Origin of the sequence: Pseudomonas sp. Ant30-3 (assembly GCF_000690905.1) — a bacterium.
In the GTDB taxonomy this organism is placed as follows: domain Bacteria; phylum Pseudomonadota; class Gammaproteobacteria; order Pseudomonadales; family Pseudomonadaceae; genus Aquipseudomonas.
On record NZ_JMCL01000183.1, the window covers coordinates 1 to 21,440 of the forward strand.

Genomic DNA, 21,440 nt, shown 5'->3' on the forward strand with positions numbered 1-21,440 from the left:
GCACCCCCCGCCACTCTGTACAGACTACAAGCGCTGGCAGGTCTGCGGCATGCCCCCGCCGTCGTCCGGCGGAGTTGCCCTCGCACAAATTTTCGGCACCTTGCAGGCACTGCAACAGCGTGACCCGCGCTTCAACCTGGCGGCATTCGCGCCGGTCAAAAACGCCAGGCCGGCGGGTATCGAGCCGACTGCGCAAGCCGTGCACCTCATATCCGAAGCCGAGCGTCTCGCCTACGCCGACCGCGCGCAATACCTCGCGGATGCGGACTTCGTACCGGTCCCGGTCAAAGGTCTGGTGGACCCGGGTTATCTGGCCAGCCGCGCCGCCCTGATCGGCGATCGCAGCATGGGCATGGCCAAACCTGGCACACCGGCGGGCATTCGGGTCGCCTACGCACCGGACCGGTCGCCGATGCGTATTTCAACCTCGCAAGTGGTGGCGGTCGATGACGCCGGCGGCGCAGTGTCGATGACTACCACGGTCGAATCGGCTTTCGGCTCGCACCTGATGGTTCAGGGCTTTTTGCTCAACAATCAGATGACCGACTTTTCGTTCATCCCCGAAGAGAACGGACAAAAAATAGCCAACCGCGTTGAACCCGGTAAACGCCCGCGCTCATCCATGGCGCCAACCCTGATCTTCGACCGCCAGAGCGGCGAATTCCTTGCCACCCTCGGCTCGCCGGGTGGTTCGCAAATCATCGAGTACGTGACCAAGTCCGCCATCGGCCTGCTCGACTGGAACCTTGACCCACAAATCGCCATCAACCTGCCCAACTTCGGCAGCCGTAACGGCCCGACCGAACTGGAACAGGGACAGTTCAGCGCTGAGCTAATTGAAGCCTTGAAAGCCAAGGGTCACCCCATCAGCGAAATCGACATGACCAGCGGCACGCAGGCGATTGTCCGGGTCAACGATGCGCAGGGCAAAACATCGCTCGCGGGTGGTGCGGATCCGCGGCGGGAGGGTGAGGCGTTGGGGGATTAGATCCTACGCCGCGATGATAAAGGGCTTGCCAAGAGGTAAGCCTTTTTTACGAGTCAACAACGCTGATCGGTAGGCTTGCGCTGCCTTTTCCTACCCCCAAATGAGTTCGGACAACGTAGAGTTTCAGGATGAAATTCCTGCCGGCATGCCCCACAAGGCTGCCCTCAGTCTCAGCAGGGAACGACCACAGAACAGCTTTCTTATTCCGCACGCTCCTCGGGGCCTGCCCAGTCTTGCATCAGTCCCAAGACGGGACTAGGATCATGGCATGATAATAATCGCAATCAGTCACCTGAAGAGCTTTTGGACGAAATACCCGGAATCCGAACAATCTCTTCTCGCTTGGATTGACGAAGTCAGAAATGCAGGATGGAAGGCACCTTCAGACATAAAAGCGCATTTTGCTGCCGCCAGCATTCTCAAAAGTCGCAGAGTTGTATTCAACATCAAGGGCAACGACTTTCGATTGGTTGTCGCTGTCGCTTATCGCTTCGGCGCTGTGTACATAAAATTTGTCGGCACTCACAAGCAGTACGACGCAATTGACGCTGAACGCGTCGAGATGGAGTAACCATGAACATTCGTCCGATTCACACAGACGAGGATTACCGCGCGGCCCTGCGAGGCGTCTCTGCATTGTTCGACGACGAGCCGGAGCCGGGTACTTCTGAGGGCGACTTTTTTGACATTATGATCACGCTGATTGAGGCTTATGAAGCGAAGCAGTTTCCGGTCGATTTACCGAACCCGATTGATGCGATCAAATTTCGTATGGAGCAAGCAGGTTTATCCGCAGCTGATCTGGCTCCAGCCATTGGCCGAACAAACCGTGTTTATGAGGTGCTCAATGGCAAACGAGCCTTGACGCTTCCTATGATCTGGAAACTACACCAGTTATTTGGAATACCAGCAGAAAGCCTCATAAAGCCCATGAAGCAAGCCTGATGGCCCGATTGACGAAACGGCTGAGACCATGACCAAACCCCCGCCCCGCCACGACTGGTTCCACCGCGCCCCCGACGTCAGCGGGCTGCAGCGTTTCGAGGCGTATTTCGCCGGGCATGGTTATGACCTGCACCGTCACGACACGTATGCCATCGGTCATACCCTGGCCGGTGTGCAGAGTTTTCAGTATCGCGGGGGCTGGCGGCACAGCTTGCCCGGCGCGACGATGGTGCTGCACCCGGACGAAGTGCACGATGGCGAGGCGGGTACCGAGACCGGGTTTCAGTACCGGATGATGTACATTGAGCCGGCGCTGATTCAGCAGATGCTTGGCGGTCAGCCGCTACCGTTCATCAAGAACGGACTGTCGGCCGATCCACGTTTGTTTGCGGCCACCAACACGCTGTTGCGCAGTCTCGAATTCCCGCTCGATCCACTGGAAGAGCAGGATGCGCTGTTCGATCTGGCGCATGCGTTGAACCATGAATCCGGCGTCAAGGCCAGGCGGCCAAGCTTCGACTACGTGGCGGCGGAGCGCGCGCGGGAGTACATGCACAGCGCACTGGACCGCACCGTCACACTGGAAGAACTGGCCAACCACAGTGGTCGCGATCGCTGGAGTCTGTCGCGGGATTTTCGTCTGTTGTTCGGCACCAGCCCCTACCGTTACCTGACCATGCGCCGTCTCGATCTGGTTCGCTCGCTGTTGATGCAGGGCCAGTCACTGGTGAGTGCGGCCCTGATCGCCGGTTTCACTGACCAGAGCCATATGACCCGTCAATTCAGCAAGGCCTACGGACTGACGCCGGCGCGCTGGATTAAGATGCACCGCCGCTGAGCGACGCACAATCGTACAAGATGCAAGAAGGGCTGCTGGTTATCGTAGTTTCACGATCAACCAGGAGACCTGTTTCATGAAAGCCTACGAAAGCCTCAACTTCGCCGAGAAAATATCCCGGATCGGCCCACACTGGACGCCGCGCGTTATTGCCGAAATGAACGACTACCAGTTCAAAGTGGTGAAGCTGTTAGGCGACTTCATCTGGCACGACCATCACGACACCGATGAAACCTTCATCGTTCTCGAAGGCCAGTTACGCATCGACTTCCGTGATGGCCAAGTCCTGGTGAATGCAGGGGAAATGTACGTAGTGCCCAAAGGTGTCGAGCACAAACCCTCTGCCGAACAGGAGGTGAAACTCCTGCTGATCGAACCCAGAGGCGTACTCAACACCGGCGACAAGGGTGGCGAACGCACCGCGCAAAATGACGTTTGGATATAACCCTGAAATGCAGTTACGCCGGGCTTATGTCGACAACTGATTGGCAAACTGGCCGACCGCGTTCACTACTTTCTGCGCGCCGTCCTGAATCTCGACGATCACCGTGCCCGCTTCCGCCGCCAGCGCCAGGCCTTGTTCTGCCTGGCGCTGACCGTCGGTCATCAGGGCCACGGCGTTGCGCGCCATGTCCTGATTTTGCCGCACCACTATGACGATCTCGTCGGTCGCCTGGCTGGTGCGCGAGGCCAGTTGACGAACCTCGTCCGCTACCACGGCGAACCCTCGACCCTGCTCACCGGCGCGCGCCGCCTCGATGGCTGCGTTAAGCGCCAGCAGGTTGGTTTGCTCGGCAATGCCGCTGATGGTTTTGACGATGCTGCCAATTACCAGTGACTGCGCGTTCAGTGCCTCGATGCCTTCCCCGGCCGTTTGCATGTGCCGCGCCAGATCACGCATGACATCCACCGCCTGAGTCACCACGGCAGTGCCGCGCTGGGCGGTGCTGTCAGTGAGTTGCGAGGTGCTGTAGGCAATGGTTGCCGCCTCAGCGACGGCCTGTTCCTGATTGACCTGATCGGTGATCACCGTGGCGAACTTGACCACTTTGTAGAGCGTGTTGTTGGCGTCGACCACCGGGTTATAGGACGCCTCCAGCCAAACCACCCGACCGTGGCTGTCGACACGCTTGAAGCGGTCGGCCACGAATTCTCCAGCATTCAGGCGACGCCAAAACGCCTGATATTCGGCGCTGTTGTATTCCTGTGGTTCGCAGAACATGCGGTGATGTTTGCCTTTGATCTGCGCCAGGTTGTAACCCATGCCATTGAGAAACCGTTCGTTGGCCGACAGCACGTTGCCGTCGAGGTCGAACTCGATCACGGCGGTAGACCGCACCAGCGCACCAATCAGGTTTTCATGCTCGCGCGACGCTTCAATGGTACGGGTGAGGTCGCTGGAATAAATCGAGAAGTGTTTGATGCGACCATCCTGTGAGCGCACCGGTTGCAGGATCGAGCGCAGCCACGCTTCCTTGCCATTGCCACGCAACAACCGCACGGCGCCGGCAAAATGCTCTCCTCGGGTGAGCGCAGTCTTGAAACGTTGGTAGGCGTCATTGGACTTTACGTGCGCGGGTACGATGTCTTCAAGAGGACGCCCAATCAAATCGCCGCCCTTGTAGAGCATCTCGTCCATGAAGTTCTGATTGACCGAGTGAACACGTCCATCAGGACTCAGGGTCAGGACCAGCATTTCACTGTCCAGACTTTCCTTCACTTGTTGCAGGCTGGAGAGTTCTTCGCGAAGAGCCGACAGCTCCTGCTTCAAGCGTTTGTTGAACATGGGGAAGTACCGATGGCAGGAATGTTAGCCGCTTATAGCTATGCCATCGGCTCGGTAGATCTTTTCTGAAGCGCGCTGCCGGATTGTTCGACAAAATACTGTGATCAGGCGGCCCCGGCAGCGCGGCAGTTTGATGACCGGGGCATCCGCGCACCGAAATAAGCAGCACTGCTCACGCCCACTGCTCCCATCACCGCCGAGAAGATCACGCAAATCCACGGACTCCAGGGCATCAGACCGATCAGCAGCAGAGGCGTGATACTCGCCCAGGCGGCGTAGGCAATGTTGTAGGTGAATGAAATCCCCGACACGCGAATCCGCGCCGGAAACAGGCTGATCATCACCGAAGGCACTGCGCCGACCACGCCACAACCCAGGCCGGCAATTGCATAGGCCAGGCCAATCCAGTCACCGCCGGTGATCAGGCAGGTATAAAGCACGCCAATGCCCAGCGGCAGCAACAGGCTGTACAGCATCACTGTCCGCCAGGCGCCGATGCGGTCGACCAGCAACCCGGCCAGCACGCAGCCAATGTTGAGAAAAACGATCCCCAATGCGCTTAACGCAAAGGTATGACTGGCAGTCATGCCGAAGGTTTTCTGCATCATGGTCGGCGTAATGACCACAAACACCACGACCGCAGAGGTCAGCACGCAGGTCAGGAGCATCGCTGGCAGCATGGCCAGGCGATGCTCACGCAGGACGGTGCGCAATGGCAGTTCGACGGTGGCCTCGCGCTGGGCCTGCAACGCCATGAACACTGGGGTTTCGCTGAGCCAGCGGCGCAACCAGACGCCAAGGATGCCGAACGCGCCGCCGAGCAAAAACGGGTAACGCCAGGCGTAATCGAGAATTTCCTGCGGGGTAAAGGCTTGCGCGAGGAAGGTCGCGGTCAGGGCGCCGATCAGGTAGCCGAACGTCAATCCAGCCTGCAGAAAGCCGAGCGCGTAGCCGCGATGCCCGACCGGCGCGTGCTCGGCAACGAATACCCAGGCACTTGGCACTTCGCCGCCCACGGCCGCGCCCTGAAAAATTCGCAGCGCCAGCAGTAACAGCGGGGCGAAATAGCCTATTTGCGCGTAGGTTGGCATGATGCCGATCAGCAGGCACGGCAGCGCCATCATCAAAATGCTTAGGCTGAAGACTTTCTTGCGACCGAGCCGATCGGCGAAATGCGCCATCAGAATCCCGCCCAGTGGCCGCGCCAGATAACCCGTCACGAAAATCCCGAAGCTTTGCAGCAGGCGCAGCCATTCCGGCATTTCCGGCGGGAAGAACAGCTGACTCAGGGTCAGGGCAAAAAATACGAAAATGATGAAATCGTAGATTTCCAGCGCGCCGCCAAGGGCCGCGAGCCCTAGCGTTTTGTAGTCCGAGCGACTGAACGGCGCCGGGCGCGAATCGATTTGGGCTGTCATCAAAAATAACTCTGGCACAGGCTAAAAACCAAGGCGCACATGGTCTACGCAAACGCGCCCACGGACAAGCCGTTAGACCATAGTCATGGAAGGCTGAAAGTTCGTCACAAAACGTGACTGATTGATTTACTGTTGGCACCTGTCCAAACGGCCCTCTGCGGCCCTGAGGACCACAACAAACATAAAAATTCGAGGTACTCCCGTGGCCGCTGATATCGAAGATAGCCGCTCCGCCCGTTTTGCCCTGCGTTGCTCAAGTTTTGCCGAACGCTGGTTCCCCGACTCCTGGGTGTTTGCCGCGCTGGCGGTGATCATCGTCGCGGTTGCCACGCTGTTCATGGGCGCCAAACCGACGGATGCCGCGATGGCCTTCGGCGACGGTTTCTGGAGCCTGATTCCTTTCACCATGCAAATGGCCTTCGTGGTGATTGGCGGTTATGTGGTGGCCAGCTCCCCGCCTGCGGTGAAGCTGATCGATCGCCTCGCGCGCATCCCCAAGAACGGTCGATCCGCAGTGGCGTGGGTGGCGTTGATTTCGATGGTCGCCTCGTTGTTGAACTGGGGCTTGTCGCTGGTGTTCGGCGGCTTACTGGTGCGCGCCCTCGCCCGCCGCACGGATCTGAAAATGGACTACCGTGCCGCTGGCGCTGCGGCCTATCTGGGTCTCGGTGCGGTGTGGGCTTTGGGTTTGTCATCTTCGGCAGCCCAATTGCAGGCCAACCCTGGCAGCCTGCCGCCGTCGATTCTGGCGATCACCGGGGTGATCCCGTTTACCCAGACGATTTTTCTCTGGCAGTCAGGGGTGATGTTGCTGGCACTGATCGTGATCTCGCTGATCATCGCCTATGCCACCGCGCCCGGCCCGAACTCTGCGCGTGATGCCGAAGCCTGTGGTATCGATCCAAGCTTCAATCTGCCGCCGCTGCAGCCGCGCACCCGGCCCGGTGAATGGCTGGAACACAGTCCGCTGCTGATTATTCTGCTGGTACTGCTGGCCGCCGGATGGCTGTTCCACGAGTTCTCGACCAAACCGGCGATCAGTGCGATCTCTGGCCTTAACACTTACAACTTCCTGTTCATCATGCTCGGTGCGCTGCTGCACTGGCGCCCGCGCAGCTTCCTCGATGCAGTGTCACGCGCCGTGCCGACCACCACTGGTGTGCTGATTCAATTCCCGTTATACGGTTCGATTGCCGCACTGATGACCACGGTCAAAGGCAGCGATGCGCAAACGCTGGCGCACCATATCTCGACTTTCTTCGTCAGCATCGCCTCCCACGACACCTATGCGCTGCTGATGGGTGTGTATTCGGCGATCCTCGGTTTCTTCATCCCCTCGGGGGGTGGTAAATGGATCATCGAAGCGCCTTACGTGATGCAAGTGGCCAATGACCTGAACTACCACTTGGGTTGGGCAGTGCAGATCTACAACGCTGCCGAAGCGCTGCCGAACCTGATCAACCCGTTTTACATGTTGCCATTGCTGGGCGTGCTCGGCTTGAAGGCCCGGGACCTGATCGGGTTCTCTTTCGTGCAACTGCTGGTGCACACGCCGCTGGTGCTGTTTCTGCTATGGGCGCTGGGGACGACATTGACGTACACGCCGCCGGTGCGGCCTTAAACGCAAAAAGGGCCGATATTTTTATCGGCCCTGCTTTTTGTTCAGCGCAGTCTGTTTCAGTATGTGCTCGCCCCGCTTCCGGGCTCACACGCTGCAAAGGATCTGAGCATGTTCAAACTCGCAGGAATCACCCTGGCTGCGCTCACCTTGAGCGCCGCCGCCCACGCTGATGTCGACCTGAAGCTGGGCAGCACTGAACGCGTCACCCGTCTATTTGCCTATCCCAACAATTGCAGCGTGATCTGCTTTCGCAACTGGACGCTGGAGCAGACCGTCGCGCATTACCTGACGCAAAGCGTGCAGCGCGATGGTTACAGCGCCGCGAAGGTGCGGGTCAAAACCGACAACGACCAGCTCTACGTTGAAATCAGCGGCGTACCTGATGGTTACGAAAAGCCGCTGGCCGCACTGCTTGATGCCGGCGACCTGGCCTACAAAGGCGCCAGCAAGCTGAATGCCGACGGCAAGTGGGCCTACAACTGGTATCTGTTCCTGCCGCTGGGCATGGCGCTGGACAATCGCAAGAGCGTCGAACTGCTGCACTTCCCACCCGATTATTCGCTGACCCAGGCGCAGGACTACTTGCGATCGGCGACCACCGATCGTTGGGCCACATTGCTCACCGACAACGGCATCGCCGCAGAACAGACGCCGGGCTACCAGACCATCATCGACATCGCCCCGATTGCCGCACCGTCTAACGCGGGCAAGGATCTGGAAGGCGTGTATGACTATTTCAAGGATTACCAAACCACCATGGTCGACGTCATGAGCCGTAGCGCCAGCGGGGCCGCGTTGCCGATGGTTGCTTTCGGTGCCCCAGTGCGCAATTGGATCAAACAACAATACGGTCCAACCGTCGACGTTCTTGGCCTGGCGACGATCAGTCCGCGCGATGGGGTGAAAGTGCCGGTGCTGGGCTCCAATCACCCGAGTTATATCTGGTACGCCGCTGATCCGGACAGCTACACCGGTGTTGATGCGCAAGCCAAAGCGGATGCTGCCGGCCTTAAAGTCATGGGACAGGATTTGAGTGCTGCGTGCTGGCAAGCCGCAATGGGCAGCAAACCCGGGAGCGATCCTCAGACTCAGCTGAAAAGCTGTACGCAAACCTGGCAAGTGACGCGAAAAGAGAAAACCTGCGAGCTGTTCTACACCTCGATCCGCAATTTGCCGGCCGAACAAGCGGCCGCCAAGTGCGCAACCTCGTCAGTCCAGTCTGAGCTCGGGCAGCTGCAAGCTCCACTACCCGCCCCCGCCGAATCCCTGCCCCGCCTATAGAACCAGCCGGACGCACGATCCGAACGCTCGCGCAAATAGCTCGGTCTCAACTGTCAGTTCTGTCAGTAGACCCACCGTACCTTTTGCGCGAATCTTGCAGTTAACCCACGTGCTGCAGGGCTGACAGGAAGTCAGCTGACGGAGGTCGCAGCACCCAGTCAACAGGGATTGTTATGAGCGTTAACCACCCGCAGCGATCAACCACCTCTCCATCGAACGGCATTTATCCATTTGTGGAACTGCCCCTTCGCCTTGGATTCCCCTCCCGGCAAGACTTTGAAATCATCTGCGACAAGGAAGGTTCAGACACGGCGGTCACAGCCCTGCGCGAATTTCAACGCATCACCCGTATGTGCCGGATTTCCGGGCACCTTTTGCCTTATCGCAGCCGCCACACCCGACAGCTGGCGCCTGGGATTCATATACATGATCCGCACTTCTGCGGTCTGCTCGACCATTCCTGCGACCCCAATGTCTTTATCGACATGAGCGAGTTGTGGATATGGGCGCTCAAGGACATCAAGAAAGGCGAACGCTTGAACATGGATTTCGCGGCGACGGAAGACCAGCTGCAGCGGCAGTTTGCCTGCCACTGCGGCTGCTACAACTGTCGAGGCTGGATCGTCGGCTACGAAGAAGCGCCCAATGCCGAGGGCATGAAGTTCTTCGAGCATTGGCGCCGACTGAACCTGCGCTGAAGATCTTTACTGCGCGTCGACCGGACGCAAACGGTACTGCGCCGGCAACTGCTCGAAGCCACTGATGGTCGCATTCAGGCTTTTCCAGCGACCATCCTTGATGCCGTAGATGCAACCGTGGATCGACAGTTTCTGCCCGCGGTGCCAGGCGTTCTGCACGATGCTGGTGTGCCCGACGTTGGCCACTTGCTGGATCACGTTGAGTTCGCAAAGACGATCGACACGTTCCTCTTCGGTCGGCAGCTTCGCCAGCTCTTCGCGCTTCTCGTAATACAGATCGCGAATGGAGCGCAGCCAGCCGTCGATCAGACCCAACTGGCGGTCCTGCATCGAGGCACGCACGCCGCCGCAACCATAGTGGCCGGTAACGAGGATGTGTTTGACCTTGAGCACATCGACCGCGTACTGAATCACCGACAGGCAGTTGAGGTCGGTGTGCAGCACCACGTTGGCCACGTTGCGATGGACGAACAGGTCGCCCGGCAGCATGCCGACGATCTCGTTGGCCGGCACGCGGGCATCGGAACAGCCGATCCACAGGAACTCCGGAGTTTGCTGACGGGCCAGCTTGGCGAAGAAGTCAGGATCTTCCTGTTTGATCGCATCGGCCCAACGCGCGTTGTTATCAATCAGATCTTGTAATTCGTTCATGCAATGACGCCTCGTGAATAGTGCGCTGTTCTGACAAACGACCCTTGGTCGGGGTCACGCGCAAGATGCAGATCGCTGTCTTTGCGCTGATCAATATTACGGCGAACCCGCGCTCAATGCCGGTGGAATTCTCGCGCGCTCAGCGGGTCCACCTAGTAAGGCCCACAGTATGAGGAATTGCCATGACTGATTCACGACGTCCTTTTGATGCGACTCAACCCGAGCCTATCGATGACAACGAAGACCGCATGGGCTCGATGCATGAGCTGGATTTCGACGAAGATCAACCCAGCGCAAAAATTGGCGACGAACTGCCGGAGAATGAGCGCGAGCAGCTGATGCCTGAAGAGCGCGTTCGCGAGGCTGGCATGACAGGCGCCTCGACCGCAGACCACGAACCAACTGACGACGACATGAGCCCGGAAACGTTGATTCGTGAGGACGGTGCGCGGGATGCGCGAGAAGCTGGAGAGAGTGAGGCGGCCGATTGGGATTTAAGCATTGTCGATGAAGATGAGATCGGCGGTGGCAACGGGCTGGATGAAGAAGAGCTGGCGCGGCGGGATCCGCAGGACGGAAATCGTTGATCTGATGCTCCACGCACGAGCTGCCGAAGGTACGGGCAGCTCCTACGGGCGATCAATCCACCAAAGTGCAGGCCATGACCACCGCGTCTTCACGCCCACCTACCGCTGGATAATAATCCCGCCGCCGGCCGATCTCGTTGAACCCGTACCGCTCATACAAGCGAAACGCACCGCGGTTGCTGTCGCGCACTTCCAGAAAACACTCCCGCGCCTCTGCCTTGTAGGCGATCGACATCAAGTGCTCCAGCAGCGTCAAACCCAACCCGCGCCCCTGATTCTCCGGTTTGACTGTGATGTTCAGCAGGTGCGCTTCATCGAGAATGATCTGCACCACGCCATGACCGACCTGCTGCTGGCCTTCGAACATTAGCCAGATCTGATACTTGCCCAGACCATCGAGGAAAATCCCTCGGGTCCACGGATGGCTGTACGCCGCGTATTCGATTTTCAGCACAGCGTCGAGATCCGCCTCGGTCATCGGGCGAAACGATACAGCGTCACTCATTTGATTCTTTCCAGCGCGCCATCAGCCGACGCATGGCTTGCCAGACATCAGCCTTACGCTGTGGCTCTTCCATTAATAATTCCAGACCCGGCAGGGCCCAGACCGAGCCCAGGCCTTCGACCTGGAGTTCACGGTTGAAGGATTCTGCATTCGCTTCACCGGCAAACCGCACCGCCGGCAAACCGATCAGCCACACGCAGACACACGGTGCATCTTCCAGTCGCGCCGACAGAAAACCCTGCACAAAATCCCGCGCAGCGTCCGGGCCTTGATCCATGGTGCCGCGAGCAAGCAACGGCCAGCGCACCGGTTCGCCGATGATTTGCGGGGCGTCCGGCAGGCCGGCGGCGCGCAGCATGTCTTTGAGCAGCAGATAGGCCGGATCACGGGTCTGGAACGTTTCGCCTGTGGGTAACTCCACCAGCAGCAGGCATCGCCCGGCGCGCAGCAATTGCAAAGCGAAACGCGGCGGCGGTACGACCGGCGCCTTGACGACGACGGGCGCCTCTTCTTCCTCGGTTTTGGCGTTGGTGCGCGTGCTCGCCAGCGACGGGCGCGGCACCTCGATTTTCACCCGTTCGGCCGGCTTGACCACGGGCTCCACGGGCGTATCGGCAACCGGCGCGGGGGCCACGGGCACGACGAGCGTCGGTTCGGGCATCTCGAGCAGCTCGGGACGCGACGGCGCGGCAAAGGGCAATTCGGTGCGCGGCAGCCAGTTGACCACCTGCATGGCGGTCAAATAAGCGCGGCGACGGGACTCGATTAACAAAGGTCGGCCACTTGTGGATAACTGAAGTGCGCCGATTCTACCGCCCTTCGCTGAAGATCGCCCGCGCTGTTGATCGATAGACTTCACCGAAAGTCTCTCCACCTGTGAAAAATGGCGACTGCCCGTCTCGAGGGTGAATCGAATCGGCCCCGATGCAGTACAATCGCGGCTTTTCTTCGCCAACCAGCCGGCCATTCCGATGATCGAACCCAAGCGCGTCTTGCGCGCCCTCGCTGAACACTGGGCACTTCTGGAGCCACTGTGCGAGCACTTCGACCAAGGCACCCTGAGCCTCAACGAACTGCGCACGCAACTGTCCGCCCAGCAACTCGACAGTACGCCGCAGGACATCACCAGCCTGCTGGACGTGTGGATCCGTCTCGACATTCTGGTGCCCGTGGCGAAAAGCCCGAACCGCTTCGAGCTCAATGCACAGATCCACGATTTTCTCGCCTACCTGCGCCGTGAACACCGTCTGGGCCTATGCCTGGAAATCGAAGCCTATCTGCGCCACCTCGAGCGCCTGGCCGGTTACATCCAGGACGCCTTCGACATCCGCGACGGCAACGATCTGGCGCGTCAGCTGCGCTTGCTCGACATGCGCGTGCGCGATGTGCTGAAGAAACTCGCCAACGACGAGCAGGCTCTGGTGGCCGTCGCCGAACGTGCGAAGACCAGCGATCGGCAGATCCCGCTGCGTCAGCGTTACGCCGAGGTGCTGGCGACCTGGGATGAATACGTCGAACCGATGATTCAGTTGGTGAACGCCGACGGCGCCTTCGAACAAGGCGTGCGCAAAGTCGAAAACGTTCTGCTGAAAATGCTCACTGAACAGCAGCGCCTCGGTCATCTGGTCGACGACGACATGCTGCTGCGCACCCACGCGCGCATTCTGGAAATGCAGACCAGCGCCCAGCTGACCTTGCGTCATGCCCGCGAGCTGCTGCTGCCATTGCGCGAAGAAGCGCGCCGCCATAACGCGGTGACCCGTGGCGCCGCGCTGGCCTTGGCGGCGATCCGTCGTAAAGGTCTGGATGCGGTGCCGCAAGCGGCGATGCCGATGTTCACCCGGCCGCAAAGTACCTTCCTCGGCAGCGCCAGTCAGGTCGAAGCCTACGTTTACGCCTTGGCACGTTTCGAGCCGAAACCGGCGCGTTTCCCAAAGGCTCATACATCGCGCAAAGGCGAGGCCCCACGCGCGCCTCGCACCGTTCGCGAGATGCTCGATCGCTGCGAAGACGCCCTGCCGATGCCGGACCTGATGACCTGGCTGCTGGAACAGGAACCGGACGGCGCCACTGACGAATTGCTCTACTGGTTCTCGCGCCTGTCGCGGGAAAAACGCTTCAAACGTGAGCGTCTCGAACGTCGCGATTACCACACTCATGAGCATCAGGTCAGCCTGCGCTCCTTCGCCCTGCTCCCGGCCCGCGATGCCGCCGAGGATTCTGCGAGCGCCCTCCCTGCAGGTACTTCTAATGCAACTTGATCTATCCGAACTGTCCCAGCTGGCGCCGATCTTCCGCGAGCTGTTCAAGGGTTACCACGTCAGCCGCCGCGATCCGGAACTGTACGCGCAGCTATCGAACTTCCAGGACCAGTACCGCACGCTGTTCAAGGCGTTGGGCTTTGAACTGGTCTGCGACACCCGCGGTTTCTACTACTTCGTGCCGGACCTCGCCGCCGCAGCCGTCAACAAGACGGCGCAGCGCCTGGCGCTGTTCACGTTCATCCTCGTCGAGCATCTGGCGGATCAGGGCCGTGACCCGATTGCCGTGCTCGACGGTGGCAGCCTTGGCCGTGATGAGCTGCCATCGTTGCTGGAAAAATACCGCGACCTGTTTATCCAGGCCGAAGTGCAGACAGTCGAAGAACTCGAAGAAAAAATCATGCGCCGCATGACCCAGCTCGGTTTTGCCAGCGAAGAAACGGGCATTTACCGGTTCCTTCCGCCGATGCACCGTTTCCTCGATGTCTGCCTGTCGGTTCAACAGGACCGCGATCTGGCAGCCAGTCTGCACAGCGTCCTGCCGTTGCCGGCTCCAGTGCTGATCGATGACGACAGTGATGAAAAATTGCTGGAAACCGATGACCCGTTGGACCTTGCGGACTTTGAAGAAGAAAGCGAAGAAGACGCCATGGCCCGTGCCATCGCCGAAGAACAGGAGACCGACGCATGAGCAAGGAACGCTACGGCATTCGCCGCTTCGCCCTTTTGAACACCGCCGGTTACAGCCTGGGCCTGTTTCCGCTGGAAGAACCTTTGTCGGTCTACGGCGCGAACAACCTCGGTAAATCCGCCTCGATCAACGCCTTGCAGTTTCCGATTCTGGCGCGCATGTCGGACATGAGTTTCGGCAAGTACAGCCTCGAACAATCCCGGCGCTTCTACTTCGCCTCGGACACCAGTTACATCCTCGTCGAGGTGTCGCTGCCCCACGGTCCGCATGTGATCGGTGTGGTCGGCCGCGGACCGGGCGGTGGTTTCGGTCACCAGTTCTTTGCCTACGCCGGCAAACTGGATCTCGCGCATTATCAGCAGAACGACACCTGCCTGCGCCAGAAAGAGCTGTTCACCAACCTTGAGCGCGAAGGCCTGAAAGCCTACGAACTCAAGCCGGACGAATTGCGTCGCTTGCTGGTCGGTGGTCACACTTCCATTCCGCTCGACCTGACCCTGATCCCACTGCGTTCCACCAGCGAACAGAGCCTGAAAACCTTCCGCGCCTTGTTCATCAACCTGCTGCACATGCGCGAAATCACCGCGGCCAAGCTCAAGCAATTGTTCCTCGATGCGTTCGAGCACAGCCTGCGTTCCGGCAGCGTTGATTACATTGCGGCGTGTGAAGAAGCTTTCCGCGACGTACGACGCATGGAGCAGGACTACAACTCGCTGGTCACCGCGGGTCCACTGGTTGAAGCCCTTGCCTCAGGCGTGGCACAGCGAAATATTCTGCGCGGCAAATTGCATCGCATCTCGCCACTGCTCGATTCCTTGCTCGGCACCTGGTCGGACTACGCCAGTGCGCGCAAGGAAGAGCTGACGATTCAGGCCGAGCATTACCGCAACGAACAGGACGCGCTACAAAACGATCAGCGCGGCGGTACTCAAGAGCTGATGCGCCTGGAACGGGAAATCAGTGGGATCCAGCGCTGGCTCGGCGAGTTGTCGGTGCTCAAGCACCGCTTCGCGCTGGTGGCCGACGTCAAAGTCCTCGAACAGCAACTGCTCGCGGCCAAAGACGCACACGATGAGTTGGCCGGCGCGCTGGCGCAGTCCCGGCAGTTCAGTGCCGAAGACCTCGAAGAACGTCTGCGCGATCTGGAAAAACGCCTGAAGTCGGTCAAACAACAACTCGATCACGCCGACAACAACAGCTACGCGCGTTTGCGTGAGGAGTTCTCGCAACAGGACGTCGAACGCCTGATGCGCCTGTTCAACAGCGCGTTGTTCAGCCTGCCGCTGGGCGAACACGGGATCACGCTGGACGAGGACGGTCAGTGGGTAAAATCCATGGAATTGATCCTCGACGGTTTCAAAGGCGAGCGCTTCGAAGTGCCTGGTCTGTCCATCGACATCACGCACATCGAGCCACCGGCGTTGCAAGCGCTGGCTGACCGCGCAGCGTTGCGCGATCAGAAAGAGCGTCTGGACAAAGAACTCAAACAGTTGAAAACCCAGCAGGCCGTGGCCGCAGACCGCGCCGCGAGCAAGACCCAGACCGAAGCGCTGTACCAGCAAGTGCTCGACGCGCAGAAAGCCCTGGAAGATTTCCGTCGCGCGCAAACCCTGAGCGCCGAGGAAGACGACAAGCTCGAACAACTCGCGCAGATGGAAGCCGCGCAGGACGAGTTGAAGCGTTCCAGCGACGCCTTTACCGAACGCGTCCAGCAGCTGTCGGCCAAGCTGCAACTGGTCGGTCGCCAGATCGGCGACATGGAAGCCAAGCAGCGCACCCTCGACGACGCCCTGCGCCGCCGTCAGCTGTTGCCGGCGGACATGCCATTCGGCACGCCGTTCATGGATCCGGTTGACGATTCCATGGACAACCTGCTGCCGCTGCTCAATGACTATCAGGACAGTTGGCAGGGTTTGCTGCGCACCGACGGTCAGATCGACGCGCTGTATGCGCAGATCCGCCTCAAAGGCGTGGCCAAGTTCGACAGCGAAGATGACATGGAGCGTCGCTTGCAATTGCTGATCAACGCTTATGCGCACCGCACCGATGAAGCCCTGACACTCGGCAAGGCACGTCGCGCAGCGGTCACCGATATCGCGCGAACACTGCGTAACATCCGCAGCGACTACGACAGCCTCGAGCACCAGCTGGCGCTGTTCAACCGCGAGATCAACAAGCGTCAGGTCTCCAACCTGCAGAGCTTCCGCATCGTCCTCGCGCCGAACAAGGAAGCCCTCAAGCACATCGACCAGATCATCCACAGCGCCGGGCAATACGAAGAAGGTGAAACCCTGTCCGTGTTCGACCTCAACCAAAGCGCGGATCAGGACAACAAGAACGAAGAGGCCAAGGAATATCTGGCACGCCTTGTTGCGGCGAACCACAATCAGCTCGGTCTCAAGGATCTCTTCGAGCTGGCGTTCGAGATCACCAAGGTCAATGGCTCGCCGGTCATTCATACCGACATCGACGGCGCCGCCTCCAACGGCACGACGATGACCATCAAGGCGCTGACCAACATGTATTTGTTGCTGCACTTGATGGACCGCGACCAGGCCGGTCGGGTGCGTTTGCCGTACTACCTCGACGAGGCGGCGGATATCGATGAGAAGAACCAGGCAGCGCTTTTGGAAACCAGTCTGCAACTGGGTTTCGTGCCGATTCTGGCGAGTGTGAAGCCGCAGGTTTGCGCCAGTGTGGCGATCGACCTCGAGGGCGGCAGTGGGCCGAACGGGATCTACATTGATGAGGCGGACTGGAAGTATATTCGTCGTCACGATGAGGTGAAGGCTGTCGTTAGTACTGAAGCGGAGCTGGATGCTGTCTGATTGGGTTTTGAAATCGAAGGTAATAAAAAGGCCGCGATCCAATGGATCGCGGCCTTTCTTTATAGCTTGGGAATTGTGCCGAATTGAGTGGCCCTATCGCGAGCAGGCTCACTCCTGCATTTGGAATGCGTTCCCCCTGTGGGAGCTAGCCTGCTAGCGATGACGTCAATCCAGACGCCGCCGGATTACTTGCCGATCGAGATCTTCGGCGCCCACGTCAGCCATTCATCCTCGAACTGATCGAACAGCGGGAATGTCTGCTGCGGTCGCGCCGGGTTACCCATGCGCTCACCGTCCGGTGTGGCAAATGCGATGCCGCCCTGAATCAACGTCTCCAGCGATTCAGTCCGCACAGTCGCGCCCTTGAACAAACCATAATCGAGGCCGAAACCGCTGGTGTTCCAGAAGCGCGAGCCGCTGCGCACCAACGGCGCGTACTTCGGTTCAATCAGAATATGCACAAGTACCCGGTCAGCGGTCTGGCCCAGTTCATAACCCGTGACCTTGCCCACGGTCACTTCACGATAGGTCACAGGGACACCGGTTTTCAAAGAACCGCGGCGCGCTGCACTTAAGACCAGGCTCAGGCCTGCCTCTTTGTTGACTGCCTCCGGCGGATTGGGCAGGGCCACGAAGTTCTTTTGTCGACCGAGATTTTTAGCCGCTGGTTGCACCTCGATGTACTGCCCGGTCACCAGGGTTTCAAGATTGGACGTCTTGATCAGGCCCAGTTCAGGCTTCACCACCCAGAACTGACTGCCGACCCGGGCGATTCGCTCAGGCACTTCGGTGATCCGTGCGGTCAGCAGAACCGACTGCAGGTCATCGCTGAGATCGACGTCTTCAATCTTGCCGACATCCAGCCCTTTGAATCTCACCGGAGTACCGCTGCGCAGTCCATCAGCGCGATCGACCTTGATCGTCACGACGGTGCCTTTTTGATTGGCTTCGTCATGGTTCGCGTGCAGACGGAAGCGTGGAATGCGCTTCTGCAGCGGCGCATTGGCCACTGGTGTTTCAAAAGCGATCCCGCCGGCCATCAGGCTTTGTAAAGACTCGCTTTTGACCTGAATGCCACCGGTCAATCCCCCTGTCAGCGTAATGCCGCTAGCATTCCAGAACCGTGTCGAAGCGTTGACCAGCCCCTCGTATTCTTTTTCGATGTGTACGCCGATGACCAGCTGCTTTTTGGTGCGGGAGAACTGGTAGCTCTGCACCGAACCCACTTTGACCTGCTTGTAGAGAATCGGGCTGCCGACTTCCAGCGAGCCCAGGTTTTCGGTAAACAAGACCAAGTGCAGACCCGGCGAACGCAGGTCGAGCGGCGGCGCTTTCGGCCTGGCAACAAATTCGCGTTGCGGAGCGGCGCCTTTGTCACCCGGACGAATGGCGATGTAATTACCTTTGACCAACGCCTCCAGCCCCGTGATGCCGGCCAGAGAAATCGACGGTTTCACCACCCAGAACTGCGTACCGTCAACCAGATAGTCTTCGGCCAGCGGATCGAGTGTCAATTCGGCCGTGGCGGTGGAAAGATCCGGATCGACCTTCAGCGCTTTCAAATTGCCGACCTGAATCCCTTTGTACATGACCGGCGTGCGATTTGCCTGTAGGCCTTCGAAATCGCTGAGTTTGACCTTCACGCGAATACCGGCGGCGGCTGCATCAAAGTCTTCATACAGCCGAAATGGCAGGCTCGGATCGGTGGCCGGACTGTCCTTGCGGTTTTCCGGGGTAGCGAAAGCGATGCCACCGGCTACGATGCTGGCCAGCGACTCACTGCGTACTTTCACACCCGACAGATTGGCGTCGATGCTAATGCCGCTGGCGTTCCAGAAACGCGTGTGTTTGCGCACCAGCTTGGCGTAGGTCGGTTCGATAAACACCTTGAGTTCAACAGTGCTCTGGTCTTCAGACAGCAAGTAGCTTTTGACCTGGCCTACTTTGATCTGCTTGTAAAACACCGGGCTGCCGCGATTCAGCGATCCGAGGCGATCAGCTTTGATGGTCAGGTGCAGGCCAGGTTGCGCATCGGACAGCGGCGGCTCTTCGGCGAGCGCCTTGAACTTGCGGATCGGCTCACCTTCGCCGGGGCTGATCGCGACGTAATTGCCTGACACCAGCGTTTCCAGACCGGTGATACCCGCCAGCGTCACGCTCGGTTTAACCAGCCAGAAGCGCGTGCTGGTCTTGAGGTATTGCTCTACGTCCTTGTTCATCTCGACGGTGGCGATCACACCTTTGGAGGTGCCTTCGTCATCAAGCTTGAGTGTTTTTACCTTGCCAACTGACATGCCCTTATAGACGACTTCGGTTTTGTTGGCTTGAATGCCTTCACCGCTCTCGAAACGAACTTGAATCTCGATGCCGGTTTCATTATAGGCACGCCAGCCAAGCCAGCCGCCGATGACCAGGGCGATCAGTGGCAACACCCAGATGGCAGACCAGTTGGAGGCCGGTCGGGTTTTCGCTGTAGGCAAATCAGTCATGGTCGTCGTCCGACTCCGTGTTATCCCAAATCAGTCGGGGATCGAAAGTTACTGCGGCAAGCATCGTCAGTATCACCACACTGGCGAAGGCGATGGCGCCAAGATTGGCTTCGACGCTGGCAAGGCGACCGAAATTCACAACCGCCACCAGAATGGCGATCACAAAGATGTCGAGCATCGACCATCGGCCGATGAACTCGATGAAGCGGTACATCCAGACACGCTGGCGCGCCGAGAGCGGTTGATGGCGTTGCACGGAGAACAGCAGCAATGCGAGGCCCACCAATTTGAATGTGGGAACCAGAATGCTGGCGATGAATACCACTGCTGCAATAGGGATCATGCCGTGTTGAGCCAATTCGATCACGCCAGACATGATGGTGCTGGGATCCCCCTTGCCTAACGAAGTGACCGTCATGATCGGTAGCATGTTGGCAGGGATATAAAGAATTGCCGCGGTGATCAGCAGCGCCCAAGTACGAGCAAGGCAATTCGGGCGTCGGGCATGAACCACCGCGCCACAGCGAGTGCAGTTTTGCTCTTCGGTGTCTGCTTCCTGCTTGTTCAATTCATGACATTCAGTGCAAATCAGAATGCCTGCATCAATCGCCCGCATGGGCATCCTCTCCTGACAAAGCCTGCCAGATCTGATGAGGTGACATCGCAACCTCCAGCCAGACCTGAACCAACAACAAACTGATAAAACACGCGAGCCCGAGTCCTACGGTGATCGCGGCCATGTCCGCAAGTTTGACAATCGCAACCAGGACACCCATGAGGTATACCTCAAGCATCCCCCAATCCCGTAGATGGTGGTACATACGGTAAAGGAGCAGGCCGTAACTGCGGCCAACATCGAAACGGATTGTCAGCAATACGGCCAGCTGACAGAGCAGTTTGATCAATGGGATCGCCATGCTGCATAGAAACACGACCAAAGAGACGCCGTGCATGCCGCTATCGAACAGGCCGACCACACCGGTCCATACCGTGTCTTGCGACGACTGTCCGAGCAAATTGAGCTCCATGATCGGTAAAAAGTTCGCCGGGATGTATAACAACAGAGCGGCGATGACCAGAGCGAGGCTGCGTTGCACGACGTTGTGTCTTTGCGCATAAAGCTCGAAGCCGCACCGCGGACACTCGGCCTTCTCGCCACGGGAGAGCTGCGGCTTGCGCATCAGCAAGTCGCACTCATGGCACGCTACCAACGCATCCAGCGGTAATTCTGACAGCCCTGAGGCGTCAACCTTAACTGGCATAAAGGCTCTGACTCCGAAAATGTTGCGACCTATTCTAGTGTCATGACTCAAAAATAACTGTGCAAATTTGTGGGATTGAATTTTGTTTCGGCCAAAACAAAACCCCTACCTGCTTACGCAGATAGGGGTTTCGGAATTTAATCTTGACGATGACCTACTCTCACATGGGGAAACCCCACACTACCATCGGCGATGCATCGTTTCACTGCTGAGTTCGGGATGGGATCAGGTGGTTCCAATGCTCTATGGTCGTCAAGAAATTCGGGTACTGAGTCGTGGCCAGCTGGCCGCGCTTCAGCAAATTGGGTATGTGATAGCTTTCGGTGTTTGTGAGCATCGAACTTTCGGTTCATCTCGTCTTCACAGTCACCGCAATCTGGTGCTCATTAGAGCAAGCAAATTGCTTGGGTGTTATATGGTCAAGCCTCACGGGCAATTAGTATTGGTTAGCTCAACGCCTCACAGCGCTTACACACCCAACCTATCAACGTCGTAGTCTTCGACGGCCCTTCAGGGGACTCAAGGTCCCAGTGAGATCTCATCTTGAGGCTAGTTTCCCGCTTAGATGCTTTCAGCGGTTATCTATTCCGA

20 protein-coding genes, 2 rRNA genes and 1 pseudogene are annotated in these 21,440 nt (G+C 58.6%); 12 read left to right on the forward strand and 11 right to left on the reverse strand.

The genetic code is table 11. The annotated features are described in order from the left end of the window. The 5 genes from DU29_RS0128350 to DU29_RS0128370 all read left to right on the forward strand — a co-directional run. Positions 1 to 988: gamma-glutamyltransferase (locus DU29_RS0128350; RefSeq protein ID WP_028624724.1), on the forward strand; the 988-nt coding region annotated here is incomplete at its 5' end. Between the two features lie 268 nt (positions 989 to 1,256). Beyond that, positions 1,257 to 1,559, forward strand: coding sequence for a type II toxin-antitoxin system HigB family toxin (locus DU29_RS0128355; protein WP_028624725.1), 303 nt, complete (start codon positions 1,257 to 1,259; stop codon positions 1,557 to 1,559). Between the two features lie 2 nt (positions 1,560 to 1,561). After that, positions 1,562 to 1,933: a helix-turn-helix domain-containing protein gene (locus DU29_RS0128360; RefSeq protein ID WP_028624726.1), complete on the forward strand. Its 372-nt coding sequence runs from the start codon at positions 1,562 to 1,564 to the stop codon at positions 1,931 to 1,933. A 28-nt stretch (positions 1,934 to 1,961) separates the two neighbouring features. After that, a complete protein-coding gene (locus DU29_RS0128365; RefSeq protein WP_028624727.1) occupies positions 1,962 to 2,771 on the forward strand; it encodes an AraC family transcriptional regulator in 810 nt (269 codons plus the stop codon). 76 nt (positions 2,772 to 2,847) lie between these two features. Continuing rightward, on the forward strand, positions 2,848 to 3,216 hold the full coding sequence (locus tag DU29_RS0128370; protein WP_028624728.1) for a cupin domain-containing protein: 369 nt from the start codon (positions 2,848 to 2,850) through the stop codon (positions 3,214 to 3,216). Positions 3,217 to 3,240: 24 nt separating this feature from the next. Here DU29_RS0128370 and DU29_RS1000000133840 read toward each other — a convergent pair whose 3' ends face one another. The 3 genes and pseudogenes from DU29_RS1000000133840 to DU29_RS0128380 all read right to left on the reverse strand — a co-directional run bounded on the left by DU29_RS1000000133840 (position 3,241) and on the right by DU29_RS0128380 (position 5,975). Further along, positions 3,241 to 3,801, reverse strand: a complete 561-nt coding sequence (locus tag DU29_RS1000000133840; protein ID WP_268871211.1) for a methyl-accepting chemotaxis protein — start codon at positions 3,799 to 3,801, stop codon at positions 3,241 to 3,243. Further along, positions 3,781 to 4,557, reverse strand: a pseudogene (locus tag DU29_RS1000000133845) (PAS domain-containing protein); the annotation flags it as partial. The gene DU29_RS1000000133840 and the pseudogene DU29_RS1000000133845, both read right to left, overlap by 21 nt. A 104-nt stretch (positions 4,558 to 4,661) precedes the next feature. Next, positions 4,662 to 5,975, reverse strand: a complete 1,314-nt coding sequence (locus DU29_RS0128380; RefSeq protein ID WP_028624730.1) for an MFS transporter — start codon at positions 5,973 to 5,975, stop codon at positions 4,662 to 4,664. 202 nt (positions 5,976 to 6,177) lie between these two features. On the opposite strand from DU29_RS0128380, the gene DU29_RS0128385 reads away from it, so the two are divergent. The 3 genes from DU29_RS0128385 (at position 6,178) to DU29_RS0128395 (ending at position 9,575) form a co-directional block, all read left to right on the forward strand. Beyond that, positions 6,178 to 7,596 (forward strand): short-chain fatty acid transporter, encoded by a 1,419-nt coding sequence (locus DU29_RS0128385; protein WP_028624731.1) that lies wholly within the window; start codon positions 6,178 to 6,180, stop codon positions 7,594 to 7,596. 108 nt (positions 7,597 to 7,704) lie between these two features. Further along, the gene (locus DU29_RS0128390) at positions 7,705 to 8,877 is read left to right on the forward strand and encodes a hypothetical protein (protein ID WP_028624732.1); all 1,173 of its coding nucleotides are present in this window, start codon (positions 7,705 to 7,707) and stop codon (positions 8,875 to 8,877) included. Positions 8,878 to 9,050: 173 nt separating this feature from the next. Beyond that, positions 9,051 to 9,575 carry an SET domain-containing protein-lysine N-methyltransferase gene (locus DU29_RS0128395; RefSeq protein WP_028624733.1) on the forward strand — a complete coding sequence of 175 codons (525 nt, stop codon included), beginning with the start codon at positions 9,051 to 9,053 and terminating at the stop codon, positions 9,573 to 9,575. A gap of 6 nt (positions 9,576 to 9,581) precedes the next feature. On the opposite strand, the gene can is transcribed toward DU29_RS0128395, so the two are convergent. Continuing rightward, complete coding sequence (can, locus tag DU29_RS0128400) at positions 9,582 to 10,226, reverse strand: carbonate dehydratase (protein ID WP_028624734.1); 645 nt, start codon at positions 10,224 to 10,226, stop codon at positions 9,582 to 9,584. A 182-nt stretch (positions 10,227 to 10,408) separates the two neighbouring features. Between can and DU29_RS0128405 the strand changes: the two genes are divergently transcribed. Further along, complete coding sequence (locus DU29_RS0128405) at positions 10,409 to 10,813, forward strand: hypothetical protein (protein ID WP_028624735.1); 405 nt, start codon at positions 10,409 to 10,411, stop codon at positions 10,811 to 10,813. A 52-nt stretch (positions 10,814 to 10,865) separates the two neighbouring features. On the opposite strand, the gene rimI is transcribed toward DU29_RS0128405, so the two are convergent. Beyond that, entirely contained in the window at positions 10,866 to 11,318 is a 453-nt protein-coding gene (gene rimI / locus DU29_RS0128410; protein WP_028624736.1) for a ribosomal protein S18-alanine N-acetyltransferase, read from the reverse strand. Next, positions 11,311 to 12,051, reverse strand: a complete 741-nt coding sequence (locus DU29_RS0128415; RefSeq protein ID WP_028624737.1) for a hypothetical protein — start codon at positions 12,049 to 12,051, stop codon at positions 11,311 to 11,313. The genes rimI and DU29_RS0128415 overlap by 8 nt, the downstream gene beginning before the upstream one ends. A gap of 238 nt (positions 12,052 to 12,289) precedes the next feature. Between DU29_RS0128415 and mksB the strand changes: the two genes are divergently transcribed. From mksB to mksF, 3 genes are read left to right on the forward strand one after another with little or no spacing between them, the layout of a single operon-like run. Next, positions 12,290 to 13,579, forward strand: coding sequence for an Mks condensin complex protein MksB (gene mksB / locus DU29_RS0128420; RefSeq protein WP_161781320.1), 1,290 nt, complete (start codon positions 12,290 to 12,292; stop codon positions 13,577 to 13,579). Then, positions 13,569 to 14,270, forward strand: coding sequence for an Mks condensin complex protein MksE (mksE, locus tag DU29_RS0128425; RefSeq protein WP_028624739.1), 702 nt, complete (start codon positions 13,569 to 13,571; stop codon positions 14,268 to 14,270). The genes mksB and mksE overlap by 11 nt, the downstream gene beginning before the upstream one ends. Beyond that, positions 14,267 to 17,098, forward strand: coding sequence for an Mks condensin complex protein MksF (gene mksF, locus DU29_RS0128430; protein WP_028624740.1), 2,832 nt, complete (start codon positions 14,267 to 14,269; stop codon positions 17,096 to 17,098). The genes mksE and mksF overlap by 4 nt, the downstream gene beginning before the upstream one ends. A gap of 185 nt (positions 17,099 to 17,283) precedes the next feature. Here mksF and DU29_RS0128435 read toward each other — a convergent pair whose 3' ends face one another. From DU29_RS0128435 to DU29_RS0128455, 5 genes are all read right to left on the reverse strand, one after another. Then, entirely contained in the window at positions 17,284 to 19,587 is a 2,304-nt protein-coding gene (locus DU29_RS0128435; protein WP_028624741.1) for a PqiB family protein, read from the reverse strand. Further along, the gene (locus DU29_RS0128440; protein WP_028624742.1) at positions 19,580 to 20,203 is read right to left on the reverse strand and encodes a paraquat-inducible protein A; all 624 of its coding nucleotides are present in this window, start codon (positions 20,201 to 20,203) and stop codon (positions 19,580 to 19,582) included. Before DU29_RS0128440 ends, DU29_RS0128435 begins: the two co-directional genes overlap by 8 nt. Continuing rightward, positions 20,190 to 20,849, reverse strand: coding sequence for a paraquat-inducible protein A (locus DU29_RS0128445; RefSeq protein ID WP_028624743.1), 660 nt, complete (start codon positions 20,847 to 20,849; stop codon positions 20,190 to 20,192). The genes DU29_RS0128440 and DU29_RS0128445 overlap by 14 nt, the downstream gene beginning before the upstream one ends. A gap of 141 nt (positions 20,850 to 20,990) precedes the next feature. Then, positions 20,991 to 21,106: ribosomal RNA gene (gene rrf / locus DU29_RS0128450) — 5S ribosomal RNA — on the reverse strand. A gap of 158 nt (positions 21,107 to 21,264) precedes the next feature. Then, positions 21,265 to 21,440 (reverse strand): 23S ribosomal RNA (locus DU29_RS0128455); the annotation flags it as partial.

Bases quoted from the DNA above. Each gene is read 5' to 3' on its own strand.
- rimI (WP_028624736.1), bottom strand. From the start codon at position 11,318: ATGAGTGACGCTGTATCGTTTCGCCCGATGACCGAGGCGGATCTCGAC.
- DU29_RS0128435 (WP_028624741.1), bottom strand. From the start codon at position 19,587: ATGACTGATTTGCCTACAGCGAAAACCCGACCGGCCTCCAACTGGTCT.
- mksE (WP_028624739.1), top strand. From the start codon at position 13,569: ATGCAACTTGATCTATCCGAACTGTCCCAGCTGGCGCCGATCTTCCGC.
- DU29_RS0128390 (WP_028624732.1), top strand. From the start codon at position 7,705: ATGTTCAAACTCGCAGGAATCACCCTGGCTGCGCTCACCTTGAGCGCC.
- DU29_RS0128415 (WP_028624737.1), bottom strand. From the start codon at position 12,051: ATGCAGGTGGTCAACTGGCTGCCGCGCACCGAATTGCCCTTTGCCGCG.
- DU29_RS0128405 (WP_028624735.1), top strand. From the start codon at position 10,409: ATGACTGATTCACGACGTCCTTTTGATGCGACTCAACCCGAGCCTATC.
- DU29_RS0128445 (WP_028624743.1), bottom strand. From the start codon at position 20,849: ATGCCAGTTAAGGTTGACGCCTCAGGGCTGTCAGAATTACCGCTGGAT.
- DU29_RS0128365 (WP_028624727.1), top strand. From the start codon at position 1,962: ATGACCAAACCCCCGCCCCGCCACGACTGGTTCCACCGCGCCCCCGAC.
- DU29_RS0128440 (WP_028624742.1), bottom strand. From the start codon at position 20,203: ATGCGGGCGATTGATGCAGGCATTCTGATTTGCACTGAATGTCATGAA.
- DU29_RS0128360 (WP_028624726.1), top strand. From the start codon at position 1,562: ATGAACATTCGTCCGATTCACACAGACGAGGATTACCGCGCGGCCCTG.
- mksF (WP_028624740.1), top strand. From the start codon at position 14,267: ATGAGCAAGGAACGCTACGGCATTCGCCGCTTCGCCCTTTTGAACACC.
- DU29_RS0128380 (WP_028624730.1), bottom strand. From the start codon at position 5,975: ATGACAGCCCAAATCGATTCGCGCCCGGCGCCGTTCAGTCGCTCGGAC.
- DU29_RS0128370 (WP_028624728.1), top strand. From the start codon at position 2,848: ATGAAAGCCTACGAAAGCCTCAACTTCGCCGAGAAAATATCCCGGATC.
- DU29_RS0128395 (WP_028624733.1), top strand. From the start codon at position 9,051: ATGAGCGTTAACCACCCGCAGCGATCAACCACCTCTCCATCGAACGGC.
- mksB (WP_161781320.1), top strand. From the start codon at position 12,290: ATGATCGAACCCAAGCGCGTCTTGCGCGCCCTCGCTGAACACTGGGCA.
- can (WP_028624734.1), bottom strand. From the start codon at position 10,226: ATGAACGAATTACAAGATCTGATTGATAACAACGCGCGTTGGGCCGAT.
- DU29_RS0128355 (WP_028624725.1), top strand. From the start codon at position 1,257: ATGATAATAATCGCAATCAGTCACCTGAAGAGCTTTTGGACGAAATAC.